Raw genomic sequence first — 23,007 nt, forward strand, 5'->3', positions numbered from 1 at the left:
TTGTCAGGCTTGGTTACGTAGAATATCTAGTCATGCCCCTCATATACTTTACCAAACTATCTCGAGTAGGGAGGCGAGGGGAGTGCACGATTACATCAAAGAGCGAACCATTAAGATTGGTACCTGTATCGTCGAGACCAAGAATACGGTTCGCACCATTGCGAAGGAATTCGGTGTTTCCAAGAGCACGGTGCATAAGGATTTGACGGAAAGACTACCGGAAATCAACCCGGACCTGGCCAACCAGGTGAAGCACATTTTGGAGTATCACAAGTCCATAAGACATCTAAGGGGAGGAGAAGCGACGAAAATCAAGTATCGAAAGACACGAAACCCGAAGCACTCCGAGAACTTAGTCACGGTCAAATCCTAAAAATACCTTCATCCCGACGGTTTCCTGGAACTGGACATGTCGAAATTTCACGGAAAAAGAGGAATTAATGCATTTGCAGCGAATTTAGCTTATAATTAGAACTATCTATAAGAGCGCCGATTCTTCACGGGATGGACGGTAGATTTAGGGAGGATTAACTTGAAATGTTAAGCAAGGATATTGGAATAGATCTTGGCACGGCAAATGTGCTCATTCATGTGAAAGGACGCGGCGTTGTGCTCGATGAGCCTTCTGTAGTAGCGATTGAAAGCGATACGAAACGCGTACTTGCTGTAGGAGAAGAAGCTTTCCGCATGGTAGGTAGAACTCCTGGCAACATTATTGCGATTCGTCCATTGAAAGATGGTGTTATCGCGGACTTTGATATTACAGAAATGATGTTAAAGCATTTTATTGCAAAAGTAGGGGGCAAGAACTGGTATTCGCATCCGCGCATCTTGATTTGCGCCCCTACCAACATCACCTCGGTTGAGCAGAAAGCGATCCGCGAAGCAGCTGAACGCAGCGGTGCTCGAGAGGTATTCATGGAAGAAGAACCGAAGGCTGCGGCAATTGGCGCCGGTATGGACATTTTCCAGCCTAGCGGTAACATGGTTGTAGATATTGGCGGAGGGACGACAGATGTGGCCGTGTTATCCATGGGCGACATCGTCACCTCCTCTTCCATCAAAATAGCTGGCGACAAGTTCGACATTGCGATCACAAAGTATATCAAAAATAAGTACAAGCTGCTGATCGGTGAACGGACAAGCGAAGATATTAAGTTGAAAATCGGAACGGTATATCCACACGGCAGAGATCAAGAGATGGATATTCGCGGTAGAGATATGGTATCCGGATTGCCGCTTACGATTACGATTCATTCGAGTGAGGTCCAGGAAGCCCTATGGGATCCGGTTTCATCGATCGTAACAGCTGCGAAGAGCGTTCTGGAGCGTACGCCACCTGAACTTTCCGCAGACATCATTGATCGTGGCGTTATTCTGACAGGCGGCGGGGCTTTGCTGCATGGCCTGGATCAGTTGTTAGCAGACGAGCTGAAGGTTCCAGTATTAATTGCGGAAGATCCAATGTCTTGCGTAGTTAAAGGAACAGGAATTATGCTCGATAACTTAGATAAAGTTTCCAAGCGTAAATTTAACTAAACAGTTTATCCAAGAGGTGAAGAGATGCTAAGAGGACTGTATACCGCGGCGGCAGGAATGATCTCCGAGCAACGCAGACACGATACCATTACGAACAATATTGCTAATATTAATTCCCCGGGTTTTAAACAAGGTAATGCCTTGTCACGCTCGTTCCCGGAGATGCTTATTTCTACAATTCGCGGTGGACAAGGCGCCTCAACGGCACCGCTTGGGAAGATGAGTCTTGGTGTGTTTTCGGAGGAGAATATTTCCATTCACGCACAGGGTGACCTGCAGGAAACGCAAAATCCTTTTGATTTTGCCCTCGTGTCGAACATTCAATTGCCAGGCATGGCTTTTGACGCTTCAGGGAAATTCGTGAATGCGGACGGTGAGCGCACGTTCCAGCCGCAAGCACTATTCACCGTGATTAACGCGGATGGAGAGCCTAGGTATTCCTTGAATGGTAAATTCACCGTAGATCCGACAGGTCAACTCGTGAACGCCAATGGTAACCAGGTGCTGGGCCGTGATGGACAACCTTTGCTGCTTGTTGATGGAGCGGGCCAACCCATTCGATCCTTTAAGGTGACGGACAAAGGGGAGTTCCTTGACGGGAACGGTCAACCGCTATTGAATCAAGCTGGACAACCTGTAGGATTAATGCTTTCGCGTGCAGAGAATCCGAATCTGCTGCTGCGTGAAGGTAATGGTTTATTGCGGATTAATCCAGGCGACGAAGCGACGGTTACACAGGTTGCCGCTGGTGATCAAGTCGAGGTTCGCCAAGGCTTTATCGAGCGCTCCAACGTGGATTCTGCGCAGTCTATGGTCGATATGATGTCAGCACTCCGTGCTTATGAAGCAAACCAGAAAGTCATTCAATCTTATGATAAAAGTATGGACAAGGCAGCGAACGAAGTAGGACGCGTCTAATCTAGCTTGCGAAGGAGCTACACATGAACAATTCCATGATTAACTCATCGGTATCCATGCACAGCTTACAGCAAAAGCTGGATATCTTGTCTAATAACATAGCAAACATCAATACAAACGGTTTTAAGAAAAAGGATGCCTCTTTTGAGGATGTTCTGACCAATGTGAAATCACAGCCGGAAGGATTCCGCCAGCAAGGCAGGTTCTCTCCTCTTGGTTTCAACCAAGGGTGGGGTTCAAAGTTGGTGCAAATCCAAACGAACCTGAAGCAAGGACCTATTCAGTCTACGGGCAATGCCTCGGATTTTGCGATTCAGGGCGACGGGTTGTTTGAAGTGTCCGTCAGCAAAGTTGATGGGAACGGAAACCAGGTGTTCCAACCTGCATGGACGCGTAACGGTGCCTTCAATTTAACACCTGATGCTAATGGCGATACGGTGCTTACTACCAAAGAGGGCCATTTTGTTACAGGTGCAGACGGCAATCCAATTCGAGTACCTGCTGGCTTCAGACCTGTTGTTCAACCAGACGGCATCATTAATGGATACAGTGAGCAAGATCCGAATGCGGAGCCACTAAATCTTGGTCGGATCAAGCTGGTTCGCGTTGTGCGCCCGCAATTGCTCCAAGATATGGGGGACAACCTGTATGCACTTCCTGCGGGAATTACGGAAGCCGAGAAGGCGAACATTTTGCAAAATGTGAATCCAGGCTTGGATACAACCAATAATCGGGTGACTTTGATGCAGGGGTTCCTAGAGCAATCCAACGTGACGCTTTCCGACGAAATGACGGATCTTGTGATGGTGCAAAGAGCGCTTCAACTCAATTCCCGGGCGATTACATCTTCCGATCAAATGATGAATATCGCGAATAATTTGCGCGTCTGATCGTAGAAAGGGAGGGATAGGGCTCGATGTCTGACAAGCCTAACAAGCCTACTCCAAAGAAAAAAGCACCACGGCCGAAATGGCTGAATATGATATGGCTTATTTTCAAAATCATACGTATTCCCGTTCTTTGCGTGCTAGCCGTTTATATCGGACTGTGGGTCGGATACTCCAAGCTGGGCCATCAGCCATCAGCAGAAATCTTCCATATGAGCACTTGGCGGCATTTATACGATCTGGTATTTGCGAATTAATTCGAACTCCCTTATTGGGAGTTTTATTTTTGTGTTAGCAAATGTATAATGAATGAAGGCTAATCGTCAGATACCAGATAAAAGGCGCAGGAGGGGTACTTTGAATATTCCGAACATGCTCACCATAAGCAGGTTTGTTCTTATCCCTGTGTACCTTATCATTTTTTTCGGCGGCCATATCCAGATAGCCTTCCTGATCTTGCTGGCAGCAGGGCTTACAGATATCTTAGACGGTTATATTGCCAGAACTCGAGGTTTGGTTACACCTGTTGGTGTTATGCTAGACCCCCTTGCGGATAAGTGCATGATGATTGCGGTCATTCTATCTCTGCTCATTACAGGGATGATACCATGGCAGGCGGCGGCAGCGATTTTTATTCGCGATCTGGGTATGATTATGGGCTCTGCTTTCGTTCACTTCAGGGGTAAATTAACCGTTCCCGCCAATGTGATGGGGAAATTAACGACAGTACTTTACTATCTCGCCATTCTCTTCATTGTTTATCATTTAGATTTCGCCATTACGTACTTATGGTTCGTGATCGGTGTTTCCTTCTTAACTTCCTTCATTTATATTTTTCAATTCCTGCTTTTAAATCGGAGGGCTAAAGCGAAATAAACCTATAACGTAAAAAGAGCCTATGTGAGGGTTGTGCACACACCTCTTTACATAAGCTCCCCCTATATGAACCTTCACTTCTGCAGTTAATGAAGGGACACCAGTATTGTAAGTGATTACCTTGTATTTTATACAAGAAAATTGAAAGGAGTATTACCCGTTATGTTAGATATCAACCAGATTCAAGAAATAATTCCACACCGCCCACCCTTTCTGCTCGTTGATCGCATTTTAGAAGTAGAGCAAGGCGTGAAGGCGGTAGGGATTAAGAATGTAACAATGAATGAACCGTTCTTTGCAGGACATTTCCCAGGGTATCCGGTTATGCCGGGTGTGCTGATTATTGAAGCTTTGGCACAAGTAGGCGCTGTAGCTGTCCTTTCCATGCCTGAGTATAAAGGTAAAATTGGTTTATTCGCTGGTGCAGACGGAATTCGCTGGCGCCAACAGGTAGTGCCTGGCGATACACTGACGCTGGAAATGACAATCACACGTGTAAAAGGTACGATTGTCAAAGGCCAAGCTGTGGCGAAAGTAGGCGAGAAAGTGGTAGTCGAAGGTGAACTTATGTTCGCCCTTGCTAATAAATAACCCCATAGATAAAAAGGAGATGAACCTGACTACTATGACGCGTGTACAAACAGAGTATCAATTATGGCTGAACGATCCAGCAGTGGATGCAGAAACGAAAAAGGAACTGCTAGCAATTCGGGAAGATGAGAAGGAAATTGAGGATCGCTTTTACAAAGATCTCGAATTTGGTACAGGTGGGCTTCGCGGCGTGATTGGCGCTGGAACGAACCGCATCAATGTATACACCGTTGGTCGTGCAAGCCAAGGTCTTGCACAATATGTGAATAGCACAGGCGTACAAAGCCCTTCTATTGTACTGGCTTACGATTCACGTCATATGTCGCCGGAGTTCGCTTTAGAGGCTGCCCTTGTGTTCGCAGGAAACGGCGTTAAGGCTTATCTCTTCAAGACTTTGCATGCTACACCACAGCTGTCTTTTGCCGTGAGATACTTGGGTGCGACAGCAGGCGTTGTCGTGACAGCAAGTCATAATCCACCTGAATATAATGGATATAAAGTGTATGGCGCAGACGGTGGGCAGCTCGTTCCTCAGTATGCGGAGCAAGTGATCGCCGAAGTTCAAAGCATCGACTCTTTCGATAAAGTGAAGAAACTGAGTCAAGAGGAAGCAGAAGCGCAAGGTCTTCTAACATGGCTTGGTGAAGATGTGGATCAGGCATACATAAAGGCAGTAACCGCGATTAGCCAGAATCCGGATGTGATCAAGGAAATTAGCGATGATTTCCGTGTCATCTTCACACCGCTGCATGGAGCGGGTAATGTACCGGTCAGGGCAGTATTGCAGTCCCTCGGTTTTGGACAAGTCCGTGTTGTTGCTGAGCAAGAGTTGCCAGATGCGCAGTTCTCAACAGTGAAGTCTCCGAACCCGGAAGAACGTGAAGCTTTCACACTTGCTATCGCACAAGCCAAGGAATGGAATGCTGATATTATTATCGGGACTGATCCGGATGCCGACCGTATGGGCGCAGTGGTGAAGGATCAAAACGGGGAGTATTTTGTTCTGACAGGCAACCAGTCGGGAGCCATCATTGTTAATTATTTATTATCAAGTTTGAAAGAGCGTGGAACACTGCCAGCGAACGGCGTAGTTGTCAAAACGATCGTAACGAGCGAAATGGGCGCGGTAATCGCAGGCCATTATGGGATTCCAACGTTAAATACGCTAACCGGTTTTAAATACATCGGGGAAAAAATGACCCAATTCGAGCAATCAGGTGAGCATACATTCCTATTTGGCTACGAAGAGAGTTATGGTTATTTGGCTGGTGACTATGCCCGAGATAAAGATGCTGTTATTGCGGCTATGCTTATCGCGGAAGCGGCAGCTTATTATAAGAAGCAAGGCAAAACATTATATGAAGTCCTGCAAGAGCTGTACGAATCCTTTGGTTACTTTTTGGAAAAACTGGAGTCAAGGACGCTCAAAGGGAAAGACGGCGTAGAACAAATCGGACGTATGGTAGAAGCGTGGAGAACGAATCCTCCAGCAGAAATTGCCGGTACACCGGTAACGGCTATGGAAGATTACGCCAAAGGTGTAAACGGGCTTCCCCTCGAGAATGTGCTGAAATTCAAGCTGGAGGACGGTTCCTGGTTCTGCTTGCGCCCGTCGGGTACTGAGCCCAAAATTAAGTTCTATTTTGCAGTAAAAGGATCAACAGGTGCAGAAGCCGCAGAACAGTTGGATCGCATCATTCAATATGTGCTTAGCCGTGTAGACGGATAATGAAATAGGATCAATTGAACCTCTTCAGAACCTAAGTCAGGGATAGGACGTCTAATGAATAGATGGAATAAATCCGTATTCATTTGGCCTATTTCCTCGAGTTTAGGAGCTGAAGGGGTTTTCGAATGTATATGGACCAGAAAGTAAATGCTCTAAGGAGTGGACAATTGGTGAATTGGTATAAAACTTGGAATAACCCGCTCAAAAATGTATTGTGGTGGCTTGTTATTATTGGTATGTTAGGCTCGCTTCCGCTTGCTTACACACGTCACCTAACGGAAACTTCGACGAAGAACGTCGAGTTCGTTTTTGACTATCGTGACTTATTAGATATTTCGGATGTGCAAACAAATCCTCAGAGCTTCGTCGCGCAGCAACTGAAGAACATGAAAGCCGCAGGCATTGGATCAATGGCTGTGTATGAAAGCACGCTGGGCGAGTTCAAAGAAAGCCGTCACATTGAGATGTTCAACTCAAGGGACGCAGCCGCGCTTACCCAAACCTTTGGTGATCCTAACGAGAATTTCACCTATGTGTTGTTCAAAGACAGTGCGACTCAGCAAAAGCTGGAGCCATTAATTCAGAAAACATTTGCTGACCTAAACGTCGGCATTAAACCATGGAGCTTCAAAAACCGTAACGGGCTCATTATTCAAATGAGTAGCGATGATGCTTCAATTAAGGGGATGGACCCTGACCCGATTACGCTGCAAATGTTGAAGGAGCAAGGCTTCCAAATCGTAGTGCGCCTATCCAATCGCCGACCATTCGTTACGAACGAGATGGATCGCCTCCTGAAGCAGCTGCATGATATCGGCGTGAAAAGAATCATTGTCGATGGCAATGAAGTTCCGGGATATACGGAAGAAGACACAGAAGTTAGTCTGAATAAAATGGCGGATCTATTGAACAAAAATGGCATCGGTTTAGCCGCTATCGAATTACTGAAAGAGCCTCAAAAAGGGTTTAGTACGCTAGCGAAACAAACGAATTATAATGTCGTCCGACTGCATTCGTTCACGGAGAAAGATGGAGAGAAACTAACGGAGCCGCTGAAAAAGGCCGAGCTGGAAGACCGCATTCAAGGCGTTGCGGATCGTTTCGTGCTTGCGGTGAAAGATCGCAATATTCGCATGGTTTTCCTAAACGCTAAGCCACTTAAGAGCCTTGATAAAGGTAAATTAGTAGACCCTCTTTCTGCTTTTTATGAGAGCTTGCAAGGTAAAGACGGGGCGATTCCGCGCATTGAGAAAGCTGGCTTTACGCTTGGTTTAGCTCAGACATTCGATGTGCATACGACTGGATGGCAAAAAGTCGCCAGCGCCTTTATGTTGATTGGCGGCTTGAGTATCATCGTGCTTATGATTTCTTTCTTCATTCCAGAAGCCACACTCGTTTTCTTTGTGCTTGGACTGCTCGGATTGGTTGGTCTACATACCTTGTCGGCTAATTTATATGCACAGGGACTTGCCTTGGCATCAGCGATTTCTGCCCCGAGCATTGCGATTATGCTGGCGATTCGAACGGTTCGTTCGGGCGCCGCGGCGAAGTGGAAGTCAGGTCTTGCGTTTGCCTTATGGACACTCATCAAAACATCGTTGATTTCACTCCTTGGTGTCGTTTATGAGGTAGCGCTCCTCAATCACATTACGTATTCGCTGGTTCTGCAGCAGTTCCGTGGTGTAGGTGCGCTGCATTTGCTGCCTATCGCAATCGCAGGTGTGTACTTGCTGTTCTTTAGCGAGAATAATACCTACAGCGATAAAATCATGAATATTCGCCGTATCCTTACATCTTTTATCAGCGTATTGTGGATCGTTGTTGCCGGGATTGGTCTGGCTGCTGTTTTCTATTACTTGTCTCGCACGGGTAACGAAGGACAAGCTTCAACGGTAGAAAAATTATTCCGTTCGTTCTTGGAGAACACACTGGGCGTACGTCCGCGTACAAAAGAGTTCTTAGTAGCTCATCCGATCTTCATTCTCGGTGCGTACTTATCCATACGCTACAGACATGCTGTTTACTTGATATTCATTGGTGTAATTGGGCAGCTATCCATTGTTGATACATTCGCTCATTTGCATACACCGCTCCATATTTCTCTTATCCGTATTTCCTACGGTATCGTATTTGGCGCCATTATTGGCCTCGTTCTGATCGCAGCTTGGGAAATCATCACAAGGAGTTGGAAACGATGGGTGCCAAAGTTGTCAAAATAGCGCTATCCGGCTACTACGGTTTCGATAATAGCGGGGATGAGGCTGTGCTTCAATCTATTTTGTTCGCTTTGGAGGAGCAGGGCAGAGAGCAGGGCAGAGAGCAGGGTATTCGCATTGAGCCGATCGTGCTTTCCGCGAATCCGGAGAAGACGTCAGCGATGTACGGTGTCCAATCCTATCACCGCATGAAACCGGGTCCACTTCTCCGCGCATTGCGGGAAGCGGACGGTCTGATCAGCGGCGGCGGCAGCTTATTGCAGGATGCTACAGGCTCTAAGACCATTCCATATTACTTAGCCGTTTTGAAAATCGCACAGTGGTTTGGAAAGCCTACGTTTATTTACTCCCAAGGCATCGGCCCGGTGAACCGCCGGATGTTCGACGGCTGGATCCGCAGCGTGTTCCAGCGCTGCGCCTATATCTCCGTCCGCGATACCGAATCCGCGGCATTGCTGGCAACGATGCGCCTCCCGCGGGAGCGCATCGCCGTCGTGCCCGACCCGGTCATGGGCCTGCCGCTTCGCGGCGAGGCTGGGACCAGCGGGTCGGCTGGCACGGGCGTGCGGACAGTGGGCGTGTCCGTCCGCTTCTGGAACGAGGACCGCTCGGAGCTAGAGGCTCTCTCGCGGTCCTTGGCAAAGCTGCTCGCCGCTGATAGCAATGTGCGGCTGCGGTTCTTGCCCTTCCACCTCCCTTCGGACGAGGTGGCCTCGCAGTTCGTGATCGACCGTTTGGGCGATCACGGCGCTAGGGTAGAGATGGTGCCGGGCATCGTCCATCCGCAGGATATGCTCGCGCAGGTCGCGGGATGCGACCTGCTGATCGGGATGAGGCTGCATTCCTTGATTTATGCAGCCTCGCAGTATGTGCCTATGGTCGGCATCTCGTACGATCCGAAGATCGACCAGTTCCTCCATAGGCTCGGCATGAAAGCTGCCGCATCGACGTCTCGTTTCGATGCGGATGCATTGGCCCAGGAGGCGCAGGGTCTCCTGGACGGCCGAGAAGATTGGGCGGCGTCCAAGCGCGCCGCTATTGAAGAGCTAAAGGCGCAGGCCCAGCTTCCTGCGAAAAGCATCATCTCCTTTTTTAATAAATAAAAAAATCAACCAAAACGTGAAAGCCAACGTCACATAAAGGAAGAGATGTCTATGAGCTCAACATCAACAACGACCCCAGATGGAGTTGTTTCTGCCCAAGCTATACCCAAAGTTCGCATATATGGGGTTCCTGTCTCCAAAATGGGCATGGACCAAACGGTTGCCTACCTATCGAAGGCGATTGAACAAAGACAGCCTCACCAAATCATAACGGCCAACCCGATTATGGTTATGTCGGCGCTGGATGATCCTGCCTATATGAGCATGATGCAGCGCGCAGAGCTTATCGTTCCTGATGGAACTGGTGTCGTCTGGGCTGCTAATTATGTTGGAGAGCCTGTCGCAGAGCGGGTCCCCGGTTACGATTTGCTAAATGAGTTGATGAAGGCCGGAGAATCGAAAGGCTGGAAAGTGTATCTGCTTGGAGCTTCAAATGAGGTGATCCAAGCGGCCGCTGACAAACTGCGCATGAACTATCCTGGAATCAAGCTAGTTGGTGTGCGTGACGGTTATTTTAAAGATGAGCAAGATGCTGAAGTAATTCAAGCCATTGTAGATGCCGCACCGGATCTTTTGTTTGTAGGGAGGTCGGCAGCGAATCAGGAGCCTTGGATCGGCAAATACAAAGGGCAGCTCGGCGTTCCGGTTATGATGGGAGTCGGGGGAAGTTTTGATGTTCTTTCGGGCAAGCTAAAGAGAGCACCAGTTGTATTCCAAAAACTACGTCTTGAATGGTTTTACCGCCTGTTACAGGAGCCGTGGCGCTACAAAAGAATGTTATTACTCCCTAAATTCGCGATGAAAGTGATGCGTGACAAAGAGAAAGTCACAAAATCATGAAAAATTTTATGAAAATTGGCTGAAAACGGTCAATTCAGACAAATTTAGCAGTAGTATTTGTGGACAAATGGGAGTATAATTCTCTTCGGCGGATCACCTGCCACCCAAGACAAGAGGAGCTGTGAAGAAGACATGTATGGATTATACGCGATTGGGTTCATCGCCGCCTGCATTATTGCAGTGCTGCTGACACCCCTGGTCAAAAAATTTGCCTTCTGGGTTGGAGCTGTGGATGCCCCTAACCATCGAAAAGTTCATACCCGAATTATGCCGCGTCTCGGAGGCTTAGCTATTTTCCTTGCCTTTGTCGGAGCCTATTTCGTCGTCTCTCCAGCACTTGATGCCGTTAACTCCAATGCAGCCTTTGGTTTGCTGCTAGGCGGATTAGTTATCGTCATTACGGGGGCTTTGGATGACCGTTTTCAGCTGTCCCCCAAATGGAAGCTTCTCGGGCAGCTCATTGCTGCATGTATCGTCGTTTCCTTTGGCCTCAAAATCGATCTCGTTAACATTCCGTTCGGAGAGACGAATCTGCCTATCGGTTGGTTGAGTATCCCGATTACGATATTATGGATCGTCGGCGTATCCAATGCCATTAACCTGATTGACGGTCTCGATGGCCTGTCAGCGGGAGTATCCGGTATTGCTACAACTACGATTCTGATTCTAGCGCTTATGATGGGCAATGTAACAGTTATTCTATTAGCTGTAATCTTACTAGGAAGTATCGTAGGCTTCATGTTCTACAACTTCCATCCCGCCAAAATCTTCATGGGCGACTCGGGCGCCTTGTTCCTAGGCTTTGCCCTTGCAACACTTTCGATACTCGGCTTTAAGCAAGCAGCCGTTGTATCGCTTTTAATCCCGATTATGATTTTAGGCGTTCCATTATCCGATACCTTCTTCGCGATTATGCGCCGTTACGTGAATAAATTGCCGATCTCGGCACCGGACAAAAGCCATCTTCATCACTGCTTGTTGCAGCTTGGCTTCAGCCATCGTACAAGCGTACTGATTATCTACGGTATTGCTTCCATATTTGGCGGTAGCGCTGTTGTTTGCTCAGTTTTCATCTCCCAGGATTCCACTTGGGGCTTGATTATGATCATTGTTGCTCTATTCCTTGTGATGCTCGTCGGAGCAGAAGCGATCGGCATTATCAGTAAAAGCCGCAAGCCAGTACTTAACTTCCTGCAGAGACTTGTAGGCAAGACGGTACAGAGCGACCGGATGGGCAAATAATCAGCACTTATAAATGGTTCTCTCAAATCCAACCTTCGGGTTGGGTTTTTTTCCATTTTGTGAACTTTTTTCTTTCTCTAAACAATTGAGAGGTTTTGACCGATAAGAAAGATACAAGAACTTTTGGTGGTATGCCGCGTCAAATCATGTAGAAGGATAGAAGGATTTGGGAGGAATTGTCGAAAGTAGTTTTGTCTAACCGATGGTTAGCAGCATTGCCATGTCTATATGTATGATATTTTAAAGGACATAAGGAGGAACTAGCTTTGAAGACCAAGCAAAGAAATAAGTGGATTAGCATTAGCCTCATGGTTGCCATGTTGTTGGCCTTGCTTCCGCCACTCACGGCTTCGGCCGCACCTGTTTTGAATATCACGAATTTGTACGTACATACGGATCCAAATCCTGCGGATCCTCCAGGGACTGAATTTAAAGACACATCCGTTCAACGGTTTACTACAAATCCAATTACGCTAAGTGTTGACATCAATGGTATTCCGAGAGAACAAGTATCAGAGATTTACTATGAGATAACGAATGTAACCACAGGGATTACCACACCTAATCGTACCAACCGCCCTGTAATTAATCCGGACAGTAACAATCAAATTACTTTTCAAAATGTAGAGCTGACAGAAGGCTTAAATAGAATCGTAATTAAGTTCGAGAGTACTTCAAGCATTCCTTCCTTACCGGGTTGGGCATATTTTACTCCTGTTTCTAATATAACGAATTTAAAAATCAACGACGATATACTCACAGATGGGGGTATGTTTCCATCTTCGGGTCCTTATACGAATGTAAATATCACTGGTAATGCTAACAATGCTTATCAAGTAAATGCTATCGTTAATGGCACTACTTATGAAGCATCGAACTTTTACAATGGTATCTTTACTTTTCTTACGAATACAGGAAGAACGACAGATATTAACTTAAAGCCAGGGGATAACCAAATTCAATTTATCTCCAAGAATCCAACCAACTATTATACAACGAGCAGACAGTTTAAGTATGATAATGGTTTAGGGTTTGCTTATAACGGAAATGTCCGTTTTATGAGTGAAGCAGCATCAGCCGATAAAAAGTTGATCACTGAGCCAACCTTGGAAAGTGCAACGGAGAAAGACATCACGTTCACAGCTGATATCAAAAACAGCAAAGGCAATATCATTGCAAGCGTACTTGATTATGTATATGCAGAAATTAGCGTTGCAGGTGCTGCAAGCTTCCGTTATACGTTTGCTGATGGCAGTATAACTAATGTTGTTGGAACTTTATCTGGCGGTGGGGCTATTACTCCCGTAATATCTCAAACAGCTAATACGTCTAAATACAACACATATCATCTCTCTGTCAGTCTGCCGCTATCGTTGAGTGCTACGACACAGCAAATCGAGGTTAAACTCGTTACTTCCGCTGGGTATCCTAACACACCAACATCCTATTTGTTTAACTACACGAATCCGGGTCTGCCTTATTTGACGAGTGTTGCTCAAGAATTTAGCCCGATTGGTGGTTCGCAATTTGAAGTTAAATTAAGTGAACAAGGTACGAGCCAGATCAATGAATTTCCTGCTAAACTTAACATCTATACAAATGCAAATACACAAAAAGTAAACGTGAATATTCCTGGTTTCGCTGGTAATGGAGACATTGCGGTAACACAAAGTTCTCCTGGTATTTACAGAGCAACAGTTGACTTGCATGATCTTACGGATGGACTGACAACCATGACAGTTATACCGATAGATGGCGCGGGAACACTGAATAATGCCGGAAGAAAGATTTATAGTTTGAATATCTCAGGAGCACCTTACGTCATTGTAAACAATCTTTATAATGGCAAAGTGGTAAAAAGCAAGGGAGAATTATCATGCGGCGTTGCCGGACCTTGTATCACAGGTAAAATTGTGAACCTGCCTCCTGCTAATTATCCGCTAGTGAAGCTATCTGTAAATGATGTTGACATTCCTTTAAGTAAAACAGCTCCAGCCGGCTCATTAATTGATAGCAATGGCAATTTTACGATTAACGAGGCAACATTGAATGCACTATTTGGTGGTACGGCGTCAGGTACGGCATTCAGTAGCTTATTTGATGCTGATGGCAAGAAGTCAATTAAGTTCTCTCTCTATTTAAAACCTGGTACAGAAGAGATATTAGTTACTCAATCGAACTACGATGTATTTATACTTAGCGATTATGCGCCAATTATCGAAAGATTAGTACCACATATTAATTTAACGCCATCTACAGATGGAGATACAACAGGTTCATACTTAACATCTTCCAGTGTGCTTCAATTGACAGGTACATTGAGGAATGCCGAATTGAATACGGAAGCGATTCTATATCTAAGGAAAGCTCCTTCAGGCGCTAGCATGACGCCTCCATCCTTAGTTGCGATTGGCGGGAAGCAGGAAGTCTCCGTCGACGGGAAATCCTATAAGATTGATTTCGGATCAACGACTTATACAATGGATCAATACGGTGATTATGTTTTCGAGATTGTTGCTAAGAATAACTCTGGGCGCACAACTAGTAAAATGATCACAATTACGAGGCAGCCAGTCAGCTACATTCTTCTCCAGCCAAATAATTTTGTGAAAAATACCGATAAAATTGATCAAGCAAATGTGAACACGAACTTCCAGACGGTTATCATTCAAGCTGATGGTGCTGACACTGTATTATTTGGTAAAGTAGCGGCTATTCAAACTGAGCCGGGCAAATTTAGATATGATGCAGCAAACCTTAAAGCCGGCAAGAATACTATAAGTTTTGAAATTACCCGCGGACCCAATAAAGTCAAAGGCACTTTCATCTTAATGAATCAGAATACGCCTATTGAAGGGGCGCAGTTCAGAACGACTTTGACATCTAAAATGAGTGTGTTTAATGGCGATCTTCAATTGTCATTCCCAAAAGATACAAAGGTGATGCGTAATGATAGAACCGCTTCTGAACAGTTCATTACAGCAGATCGCAAGCTTGTATTTGGTATTGCTAATCAGGATGACGGACGTGTAGATAAAGCTTCCGAAATTGCACTAGTAGGAACAAGGTTCTTACAAGAGCCTACTGGCCGATTCAGACCTGCGAGTAAATTATACTGGGTGGATGCCGGGGAAGTAGATCTTTCTGCAGCTGACAATAATGACACGCTAAAAGCTGCGCTGCAAGGGACTGGAAATCTTCCGATTCCTTCGAACCCTGGACCAGGCGAGAAGAACTTCTTCTCGCGTTATATCAAAAGCATTATGATTCCGACGCAACACGGAACGATGACATTGAAATATGATTCAGATATAAGAACTGACTCATGGAAGTATGTTACTGTGTACCAGTATGGTACCTTCCTTGACCCAAGTGGCAGCGGTAATCAATATGTAGGTTGGAAAAACATCGGTGGCGTTGTCGATGCCAAATCTCACACAATCAAAGTACCAGTTGAGACATTTGGATACTTCCAGGTTATGTACATGGATAACAGCTTTAATGATGTCACTTCGCACGACTGGGCACGTGATTACTTAGATGTCTTATATTCAAAAGGCGTCATGAATAACAAAACAACGGGTCAATTCTTACCGAATGATGCAATTACTCGTGGTGAATTTGTAACCCTACTGGTTAAAGGTTTTGATATCCCTCTAATTAATGACGATACTTCTTATCACACAAATGACCCTACAAATCCTAACTTCCAAGGTACATTTGCAGATGTTCGCAGAGGATTAGGGTTACCGAATAGCAGCAGCTTGTTTGACTTTATGCACATTGAAGCTGGAGCTAGGACAGGTATTGTTCGAGGAAACTCGAATGGATTATTCTTGCCGAATAACTCGATCACCAGAGAAGATGCTGCTGTAATGATTGCTCGTGCCGCTAATATGAAAGTTAGCAGTGACACGGCTAAGTCAATGGCAAACTTGAAAAAACTATTCACGGATGCTGATGACAGCATCATGAGTACCTATGCTATGCCTTCTGTTGAAGCTGTAGTAAAAGCCGGATATATGGATGGAATCAAGAATGTCCCAGTTGAGGGGCAAAAGAAAGATACATTCAGCTTTGATCCAAGAGGTAATATGACAAGAGCGCAAGCATCTGCTATTGTGTACCGCGTCATGCAGCAAAGCGGCAATCTTCCTAAATAATAAATAGAAAAAGAGACTGTGTCCGATCTATTGGATACAGTCTTTTTCTGTTTGGAAATTGGAGGGTGTGTTTTCAGTTTATATTAAGCTAACTTTTAGACGGCATTCAGCTTCTCTACTCATTTACTTCACAAATAAAGTGTAAATTGTAGTTGTGAGTGAAAGCTTGCACCAATAGATAAGTGTTTAACTAGTAAATCGACTCTACTGGAAAATACTTATCAATGAAATTATGCATATACTCACGTATACTAAGTCATGTAGCCGAGGTGATAGACGCGTAGCTACACGGAATCTTGCAAGAACGATTCAAGAGTCGTCCCGCTGGTTATAAGTTTTTATAACAAAAAAACTTTAAAATATTAGGAGGAAACAAACCTTTATGAAGAAAACTCTTTCCGTAGTCCTTACATCCGCTATGGCTCTTTCCATGTTCTCATCCCTAGCATTCGCTGCGAAATCATCTGCTGATTTCACAGATTTGAAAGACTTGGATGCTGCTACAAAAGCGAAATTCGATGCGATGATCTCCGCGGGTATCTTTGACGGTGTGTCCGAAACAACTTTCGGCCTGAAAGAAGAAATGAACCGTGCGCAATTTGCAAAAGTTGCTGCCTTGATCATGGGTCTTGATGTTAACAAGGATTTGAAAACTTCCAGCTTTACTGACGTTAGTGTAACCGACGAAGCTAACGGTTATGCACTTCCTTATATCGAAGCTTTGAAAACAGCTGGCGTAACGGATGGTTATGCAGATAATCAATACAACCCGGCTGGTAAAGTAACGAAAGAACAACTAGCTACTTTCTTGGTTCGTGTTCTTGGTAAAGACGCTGATGCAAAAGGCAAAACAGGCACAGACACAACCGTTTCTGGTTGGGCACAAGGCTATGTCGCACTTGCTCTTGAATTGAAACTTCTTTCCAACAATGAAGATGGTAAATTTGGCGGTATGAGCAATGCAACACGTGATTTGCTTGTGAGCGGCGCATACGAAGCGAAACAACAATACGTACCAGCTGGTAAAGTATCCGTAACAGGTGCAAAAGCAACAGGTGCACAACAAGTAACAGTTAACTTTAACAAACCAGTCGATATTGACAAAGCAAAAGTAGCTTTGACAAAAGGTTCTATCGACGTTGCAACTACTGTTAAATTTGCAGATGACAAGAAGTCCGCGGTATTAACATTAACAGATGTTAAGATTGGTGATGGAGACTACACAGTAACATTGTCAGGACTTGACACAGCAACAGTTGAGAAAACAACAGCAACTTTTAAAGGCGAAGCTGAAAAAGTTATGAAGCTTGATTTCGCTAACGCTGGTGATACAATTGCAAAGGCATCTGATGTTCGTTTGAAAGTAAAAGCAACTAACCAATATGGTGAAAATGCAACGATGTCAGCAGGCTCCTACACGGTATATGCAGATGCAGCGGCTAATGCACAGCTTACTAAATCAGAAAGCGGCGAGTTGTTGTTGAAACTAGACACAAGCTCATTTACTTCTGGAACAGGCCTTGTTGCTGTAAACATCTACAACAACGATAACCGCGTAACGGTGTCTAAAACATTTAAAGTAGGAACAGCTCCGTTTATTTCGAAAATGGAATTAGGTACTGTGAAATACTCAAATGGCAAAGATTCGATTAATGCAAAAGGTGAAACAGCAACATTCGATGTTGTGAACTATGACCAATATGGCAACGTCGTTCCTTATACAACAGCAGATAACACGAATACACGCCTTGTATTTAACGGTTATGAGCCAGCATTGCAATATGAAGTCGGCGATTCTAACAGCGACCAAATTGCGGATGTTAAAGTTTTCTTGAATAACAGCATTGACAAAGCATCTGATATTACGTTCACTGTATACAACCAAGCTGGATCTTCCACAGGGACAGTGAAGTTGGTTGCTGGTAAAGTAGCAACCAAAGTAGAAATCGGTGATGTTAATGATGTCGTGGCAGCTGGTGATACAGAAGCATACCTGCCAATTACAGCTTATGACGCAGCTGGTAATGTATTAAGCACAGAAGACTTGGTAAGCAGCCAAAACCTGAATAGAATTAAAATCAGCTCTTCGACAGATGCTAGCGGTGCAGACAACTCTGTACTTCAAACAAATGGCGAACACAAAGGTCAAGTAAAAGTTACAAATCTTCCAACAACATCAAAATCTATTATCTCGATTAATGTGTATATTGCCGAGCCAAACGCAAGCAGCAATGATACAGCTACCGTTACGGTAGCGGATGCACGCGTACCAGAGAGCTTTAAAGTGGTAACAGACCCTGCGAAGAAAATTGCCGTAGGTGGCGAGAGCGCGTTCCAAATTAAAGTGTACGACCAATACGGTAAAGAGTTGAAAAACATCCAATCGACAGATGGAAATGGTAATGTTGGCACACAAGATCAATACCGTATATCTGTAGAAGAGAATAATGTTGGTGGCGTAAAGGTTGTACCAGCAACTGGCGCAGACTTCTCAGCACCAATTACAGGTAAAAACGTAGAGTTGTTCAACAAAGAGCATAAATTTACGTACACAGCTGCAGATGGCGAAGAGAACTCAGCTGAATTTGTAGCGAAAGTGGAAAGAAAAGTAGGATCCGCGGATTGGACAGAACTGTTCAATGTAACGAAAAAAGTTGAGGCTATTACAGCAGATACAGATCTTACGTACACGATCAACACAGTGAGCGACCTGGTTAATGCGATCGATAGCAGTTCTCTAGCAGCAGCAACGTATGATACAGGAGCAACTGATAAGTTGTCCGTTGAGGCGCAGGAATCTGCATTGACAAGTAAATTTGCAAGACAAGTTAAACTAGCAGCAACAGATGGTGGAGGCAACAAAGTCGCTATTCCACAAACCATTCAATCGATCACAAGCTCGAACGGGATCGTAGCAAAAACAGATATGACAGCAGGTAAAGGTTATGTGATTGGTAACGAAACGGGTACTGCGAAATTAAACGTAGCGTTTACTGACAACAAAGGCCAATCTGTACTGAAAACAGTTGATGTAAAAGTACTAGACAACGTAATGACATCGACAAAAATTGTTGCAGATAACACAGCAACGACGAAAGAAGATTGGGATGCGGCTGTAGCTGACGCGGGAGATGGCAAGCCAAATGCATTCTCATTGATGGATTTGACTGTTACAGATAACTACGGTGTGGAGTATGAAGAAGTTGAAGCACAACAATACAACTACCTGTTTGGTGTAGTATTCACAGCTAAAGGCGTTACAGGCACTGGCTCTGTGACCGTAGACCAATACGGAAATATCAAAGCTGACGCAGGTGTGACTGGCTTTGACTTGGTAGCTACGACAGCAACAGGCTTGACTGCGAGCACTTCTGTAGTGAAATAAGAATTAAAGTAGAAAAGAGACCTTAGGGTCTCTTTTCTTTTTATAAACTCTACTGGAAAATACTTATCAATGAAATTATGCATATACTCACGTATACTAAGTCATGTAGCCGAGGTGATAGACGCGTAGCTACACGGAATCTTGCAAGAACGATTCAAGAGTCGTCCCGCTGGTTATAAGTTTTTATAACAAAAAAACTTTAAAATATTAGGAGGAAACAAACCTTTATGAAGAAAACTCTTTCCGTAGTCCTTACATCCGCTATGGCTCTTTCCATGTTCTCATCCCTAGCATTCGCTGCGAAATCATCTGCTGATTTCACAGATTTGAAAGACCTGGATGCAGCTACAAAAGTGAAATTTGATGCAATGATCTCCGCGGGTATCTTCGACGGTGTATCCGAAACAACTTTCGGCCTGAAAGAAGAAATGAACCGTGCGCAATTTGCAAAAGTTGCTGCCTTGATCATGGGTCTTGATGTTAACAAGGATTTGAAAACTTCCAGCTTTACTGACGTTAGTGTAACCGACGAAGCTAATGGTTATGCACTTCCTTATATCGAAGCTTTGAAAACAGCTGGCGTAACTGATGGTTATGCAGATAATCAATACAACCCGGCTGGTAAAGTAACGAAAGAACAACTAGCTACTTTCTTGGTTCGTGTTCTTGGTAAAGACGCTGATGCAAAAGGTAAAACAGGCACAGACACAACCGTTTCTGGTTGGGCACAAGGTTATGTCGCACTTGCTCTTGAACTGAAACTTCTTTCCAACAATGAAGATGGTAAATTTGGCGGTATGAGCAACGCAACACGTGATTTGCTTGTGAGCGGCGCATACGAAGCGAAACAACAATACGTACCAGCTGGTAAAGTATCCGTAACAGGTGCAAAAGCAACAGGTGCACAACAAGTAACAGTTAACTTTAACAAACCAGTCGATACTGACAAAGCAAAAGTAGCTTTGACAAAAGGTTCTATCGACGTTGCAACTACTGTTAAATTTGCAGATGACAAGAAGTCCGCGGTATTAACATTAACAGATGTTAAGATTGGTGATGGAGACTACACAGTAACATTGTCAGGACTTGACACAGCAACAGTTGAGAAAACAACAGCAACTTTTAAAGGCGAAGCTGAGAAAGTTATGAAGCTTGATTTCGCTAACGCTGGTGATACAATTGCAAAGGCATCTGATGTTCGTTTGAAAGTAAAAGCAACTAACCAATATGGTGAAAATGCAACGATGTCAGCAGGCTCCTACACGGTATATGCAGATGCAGCGGCTAATGCACAGCTTACTAAATCAGAAAGCGGCGAGTTGTTGTTGAAACTAGACACAAGCTCATATACTTCTGGAACAGGCCTTGTTGCTGTAAACATCTACAACAACGATAACCGCGTAACGGTGTCTAAAACATTTAAAGTAGGAACAGCTCCGTTTATTTCGAAAATGGAATTAGGTACTGTGAAATACTCAAATGGCAAAGATTCCATTAATGCAAAAGGTGAAACAGCAACATTCGATGTTGTGAACTATGACCAATATGGCAACGTCGTTCCTTATACAACAGCAGATAACACGAATACACGCCTTGTATTTAACGGTTATGAGCCAGCATTGCAATATGAAGTCGGCGATTCTAACAGCGACCAAATTGCGGATGTTAAAGTTTTCTTGAATAACAGCATTGACAAAGCATCTGATATTACGTTCACTGTATACAACCAAGCCGGATCTTCCACAGGGACAGTGAAGTTGGTTGCTGGTAAAGTAGCAACCAAAGTAGAAATCGGTGATGTTAATGATGTCGTAGCAGCTGGAGATACAGAAGCATACCTGCCAATTACAGCTTATGACGCAGCTGGTAATGTATTAAGCACAGAAGACTTGGTAAGCAGCCAAAACCTGAATAGAATTAAAATCAGCTCTTCGACAGATGCTAGCGGTGCAGACAACTCTGTACTTCAAACAAATGGTGAACACAAAGGGCAAGTAAAAGTTACAAATCTTCCAACAACATCAAAATCTATTATCTCGATTAATGTGTATATTGCTGAGCCAAACGCAAGCAGCAATGATACAGCTACCGTTACAGTAGCGGATGCACGCGTACCAGAGAGCTTTAAAGTGGTAACAGACCCTGCGAAGAAAATTGCCGTAGGTGGCGAGAGCGCGTTCCAAATTAAAGTGTACGACCAATACGGTAAAGAGTTGAAAAACATCCAATCGACAGATGGAAATGGTAATGTTGGCACACAAGATCAATACCGTATATCTGTAGAAGAGCATAATCTTGGTGGCGTAAAGGTTGTACCAGCAACTGGCGCAGACTTCTCAGCACCAATTACAGGTAAAAATGCAGAATTGTTCAACAAAGAGCATAAATTTACGTACACAGCTGCGGGTAGCGAAGAGAACTCTGATGAATTTGTAGCGAAAGTGGAAAGAAAAGTAGGATCCGGGGATTGGACAGAACTGTTCAATGTAACGAAAAAAGTTGAGGCTATTACAGCGGATACAGATCTTACGTACACGATCAACACAGTGAGCGACCTGGTTAATGCGATCGATAGCAGTTCTCTAGCGGCAACAACGTATGATACAGGAGCAACTGATAAGTTGTCCGTTGAGGCGCAGGAATCTGCATTGACAAGTAAATTTGCAAGACAAGTTAAACTAGCAGCAACGGATGGCGGAGGCAACAAGGTCGCTATTCCACAAACGATTCAATCGATCACAAGCTCGAACGGGATCGTAGCAAAAACAGATATGACAGCAGGTAAAGGTTATGTAATTGGTAACGAAACGGGTACTGCGAAATTAAACGTAGCGTTTACTGACAACAAAGGCCAATCTGTATTGAAAACAGTTGATGTTAAAGTATTAGACAACGTAATGACATCGACAAAAATTGTTGCAGATAACACAGCAACGACGAAAGAAGACTGGGATGCGGCTGTAGCTGACGCGGGAGATGGCAAGCCAAATGCGTTCTCATTGATGGATTTGACTGTTACAGATAACTACGGTGTGGAGTATGAAGAAGTTGAAGCACAACAATACAACTACCTGTTTGGTGTAGTATTCACAGCTAAAGGCGTTACAGGCACTGGCTCTGTGACTGTAGACCAATACGGAAACATCAAAGCTGATGCAGGTGTGACTGGCTTTGACTTGGTAGCTACGACAGCAACAGGCTTGACTGCAAGCACTTCTGTAGTGAAATAAGAAATTGATTAGAAGCAAGTTGTAACCTGAAAGATAGACACTTTGAAAAAGGTGTCTGTTTTTCAGGTTTTTTGTATGCAGAAAAATAAATTAAACAGTGAATGTGCAACTCCAACATCATGTAATAGCATTTTTTTATCAACACCCAAGAAGCTGCCTTTAACTAATTTTAATGTCTCGTACGTATCTAATATAGGAGTATAATAGAAGCCTAAGCACAACATCGAAGAGCTACGGTACAGAATTAATAAATAAGTGCTGATATACAGCAGTTTTTATTAAATGGTT

Annotated in this window: 15 protein-coding genes; all 15 read left to right on the top strand. The window is 44.5% G+C overall.

The genetic code is table 11. The features are described from left to right. Positions 1–82: 82 nt before the first annotated feature. The 15 genes from spoIIID to AC58UW_RS21800 all read left to right on the top strand — a co-directional run bounded on the left by spoIIID (position 83) and on the right by AC58UW_RS21800 (position 22,719). Positions 83–373 (top strand): sporulation transcriptional regulator SpoIIID, encoded by a 291-nt coding sequence (gene spoIIID / locus AC58UW_RS21730; RefSeq protein WP_029195640.1) that lies wholly within the window; start codon positions 83–85, stop codon positions 371–373. Between the two features lie 164 nt (positions 374–537). Further along, positions 538–1,539: a rod shape-determining protein gene (locus AC58UW_RS21735; RefSeq protein WP_079417018.1), complete on the top strand. Its 1,002-nt coding sequence runs from the start codon at positions 538–540 to the stop codon at positions 1,537–1,539. Positions 1,540–1,563: 24 nt separating this feature from the next. Then, positions 1,564–2,457 (top strand): flagellar hook-basal body protein, encoded by an 894-nt coding sequence (locus tag AC58UW_RS21740; protein WP_497422691.1) that lies wholly within the window; start codon positions 1,564–1,566, stop codon positions 2,455–2,457. Positions 2,458–2,480: 23 nt separating this feature from the next. Next, positions 2,481–3,347, top strand: a complete 867-nt coding sequence (locus tag AC58UW_RS21745) for a flagellar hook-basal body protein (protein ID WP_497422692.1) — start codon at positions 2,481–2,483, stop codon at positions 3,345–3,347. Between the two features lie 26 nt (positions 3,348–3,373). Continuing rightward, positions 3,374–3,601: a DNA-directed RNA polymerase subunit beta gene (locus tag AC58UW_RS21750; RefSeq protein WP_497422693.1), complete on the top strand. Its 228-nt coding sequence runs from the start codon at positions 3,374–3,376 to the stop codon at positions 3,599–3,601. A 100-nt stretch (positions 3,602–3,701) separates the two neighbouring features. Beyond that, positions 3,702–4,220 carry a CDP-alcohol phosphatidyltransferase family protein gene (locus AC58UW_RS21755; RefSeq protein WP_497422694.1) on the top strand — a complete coding sequence of 173 codons (519 nt, stop codon included), beginning with the start codon at positions 3,702–3,704 and terminating at the stop codon, positions 4,218–4,220. 162 nt (positions 4,221–4,382) lie between these two features. Next, the gene (gene fabZ, locus AC58UW_RS21760) at positions 4,383–4,811 is read left to right on the top strand and encodes a 3-hydroxyacyl-ACP dehydratase FabZ (RefSeq protein ID WP_497422695.1); all 429 of its coding nucleotides are present in this window, start codon (positions 4,383–4,385) and stop codon (positions 4,809–4,811) included. 34 nt (positions 4,812–4,845) lie between these two features. Then, the gene (locus AC58UW_RS21765) at positions 4,846–6,540 is read left to right on the top strand and encodes a phospho-sugar mutase (RefSeq protein WP_497422696.1); all 1,695 of its coding nucleotides are present in this window, start codon (positions 4,846–4,848) and stop codon (positions 6,538–6,540) included. Positions 6,541–6,710: 170 nt separating this feature from the next. Then, the gene (locus AC58UW_RS21770; RefSeq protein ID WP_497422697.1) at positions 6,711–8,759 is read left to right on the top strand and encodes a DUF5693 family protein; all 2,049 of its coding nucleotides are present in this window, start codon (positions 6,711–6,713) and stop codon (positions 8,757–8,759) included. Continuing rightward, entirely contained in the window at positions 8,735–9,859 is a 1,125-nt protein-coding gene (csaB, locus tag AC58UW_RS21775; RefSeq protein WP_497422698.1) for a polysaccharide pyruvyl transferase CsaB, read from the top strand. Before AC58UW_RS21770 ends, csaB begins: the two co-directional genes overlap by 25 nt. Positions 9,860–9,910: 51 nt before the next feature. After that, positions 9,911–10,699, top strand: a complete 789-nt coding sequence (locus AC58UW_RS21780; RefSeq protein ID WP_497422699.1) for a WecB/TagA/CpsF family glycosyltransferase — start codon at positions 9,911–9,913, stop codon at positions 10,697–10,699. A gap of 132 nt (positions 10,700–10,831) precedes the next feature. Further along, positions 10,832–11,941 carry a glycosyltransferase family 4 protein gene (locus AC58UW_RS21785; RefSeq protein WP_497422700.1) on the top strand — a complete coding sequence of 370 codons (1,110 nt, stop codon included), beginning with the start codon at positions 10,832–10,834 and terminating at the stop codon, positions 11,939–11,941. A 266-nt stretch (positions 11,942–12,207) separates the two neighbouring features. Continuing rightward, positions 12,208–16,104 (top strand): S-layer homology domain-containing protein, encoded by a 3,897-nt coding sequence (locus AC58UW_RS21790; RefSeq protein WP_497422701.1) that lies wholly within the window; start codon positions 12,208–12,210, stop codon positions 16,102–16,104. A gap of 382 nt (positions 16,105–16,486) precedes the next feature. Next, the gene (locus AC58UW_RS21795) at positions 16,487–19,489 is read left to right on the top strand and encodes an S-layer homology domain-containing protein (RefSeq protein WP_497422702.1); all 3,003 of its coding nucleotides are present in this window, start codon (positions 16,487–16,489) and stop codon (positions 19,487–19,489) included. 227 nt (positions 19,490–19,716) lie between these two features. Beyond that, complete coding sequence (locus tag AC58UW_RS21800) at positions 19,717–22,719, top strand: S-layer homology domain-containing protein (RefSeq protein WP_497422703.1); 3,003 nt, start codon at positions 19,717–19,719, stop codon at positions 22,717–22,719. Positions 22,720–23,007 lie beyond the last annotated feature (288 nt).

It is taken from the genome of Paenibacillus sp. J22R160 (assembly GCF_059692135.1).

Bases quoted from the DNA above. Each gene is read 5' to 3' on its own strand.
- AC58UW_RS21780 (WP_497422699.1), top strand. From the start codon at position 9,911: ATGAGCTCAACATCAACAACGACCCCAGATGGAGTTGTTTCTGCCCAA.
- AC58UW_RS21735 (WP_079417018.1), top strand. From the start codon at position 538: ATGTTAAGCAAGGATATTGGAATAGATCTTGGCACGGCAAATGTGCTC.
- fabZ (WP_497422695.1), top strand. From the start codon at position 4,383: ATGTTAGATATCAACCAGATTCAAGAAATAATTCCACACCGCCCACCC.
- AC58UW_RS21740 (WP_497422691.1), top strand. From the start codon at position 1,564: ATGCTAAGAGGACTGTATACCGCGGCGGCAGGAATGATCTCCGAGCAA.
- AC58UW_RS21765 (WP_497422696.1), top strand. From the start codon at position 4,846: ATGACGCGTGTACAAACAGAGTATCAATTATGGCTGAACGATCCAGCA.
- AC58UW_RS21795 (WP_497422702.1), top strand. From the start codon at position 16,487: ATGAAGAAAACTCTTTCCGTAGTCCTTACATCCGCTATGGCTCTTTCC.
- AC58UW_RS21750 (WP_497422693.1), top strand. From the start codon at position 3,374: ATGTCTGACAAGCCTAACAAGCCTACTCCAAAGAAAAAAGCACCACGG.
- csaB (WP_497422698.1), top strand. From the start codon at position 8,735: ATGGGTGCCAAAGTTGTCAAAATAGCGCTATCCGGCTACTACGGTTTC.
- AC58UW_RS21745 (WP_497422692.1), top strand. From the start codon at position 2,481: ATGAACAATTCCATGATTAACTCATCGGTATCCATGCACAGCTTACAG.
- AC58UW_RS21800 (WP_497422703.1), top strand. From the start codon at position 19,717: ATGAAGAAAACTCTTTCCGTAGTCCTTACATCCGCTATGGCTCTTTCC.
- AC58UW_RS21785 (WP_497422700.1), top strand. From the start codon at position 10,832: ATGTATGGATTATACGCGATTGGGTTCATCGCCGCCTGCATTATTGCA.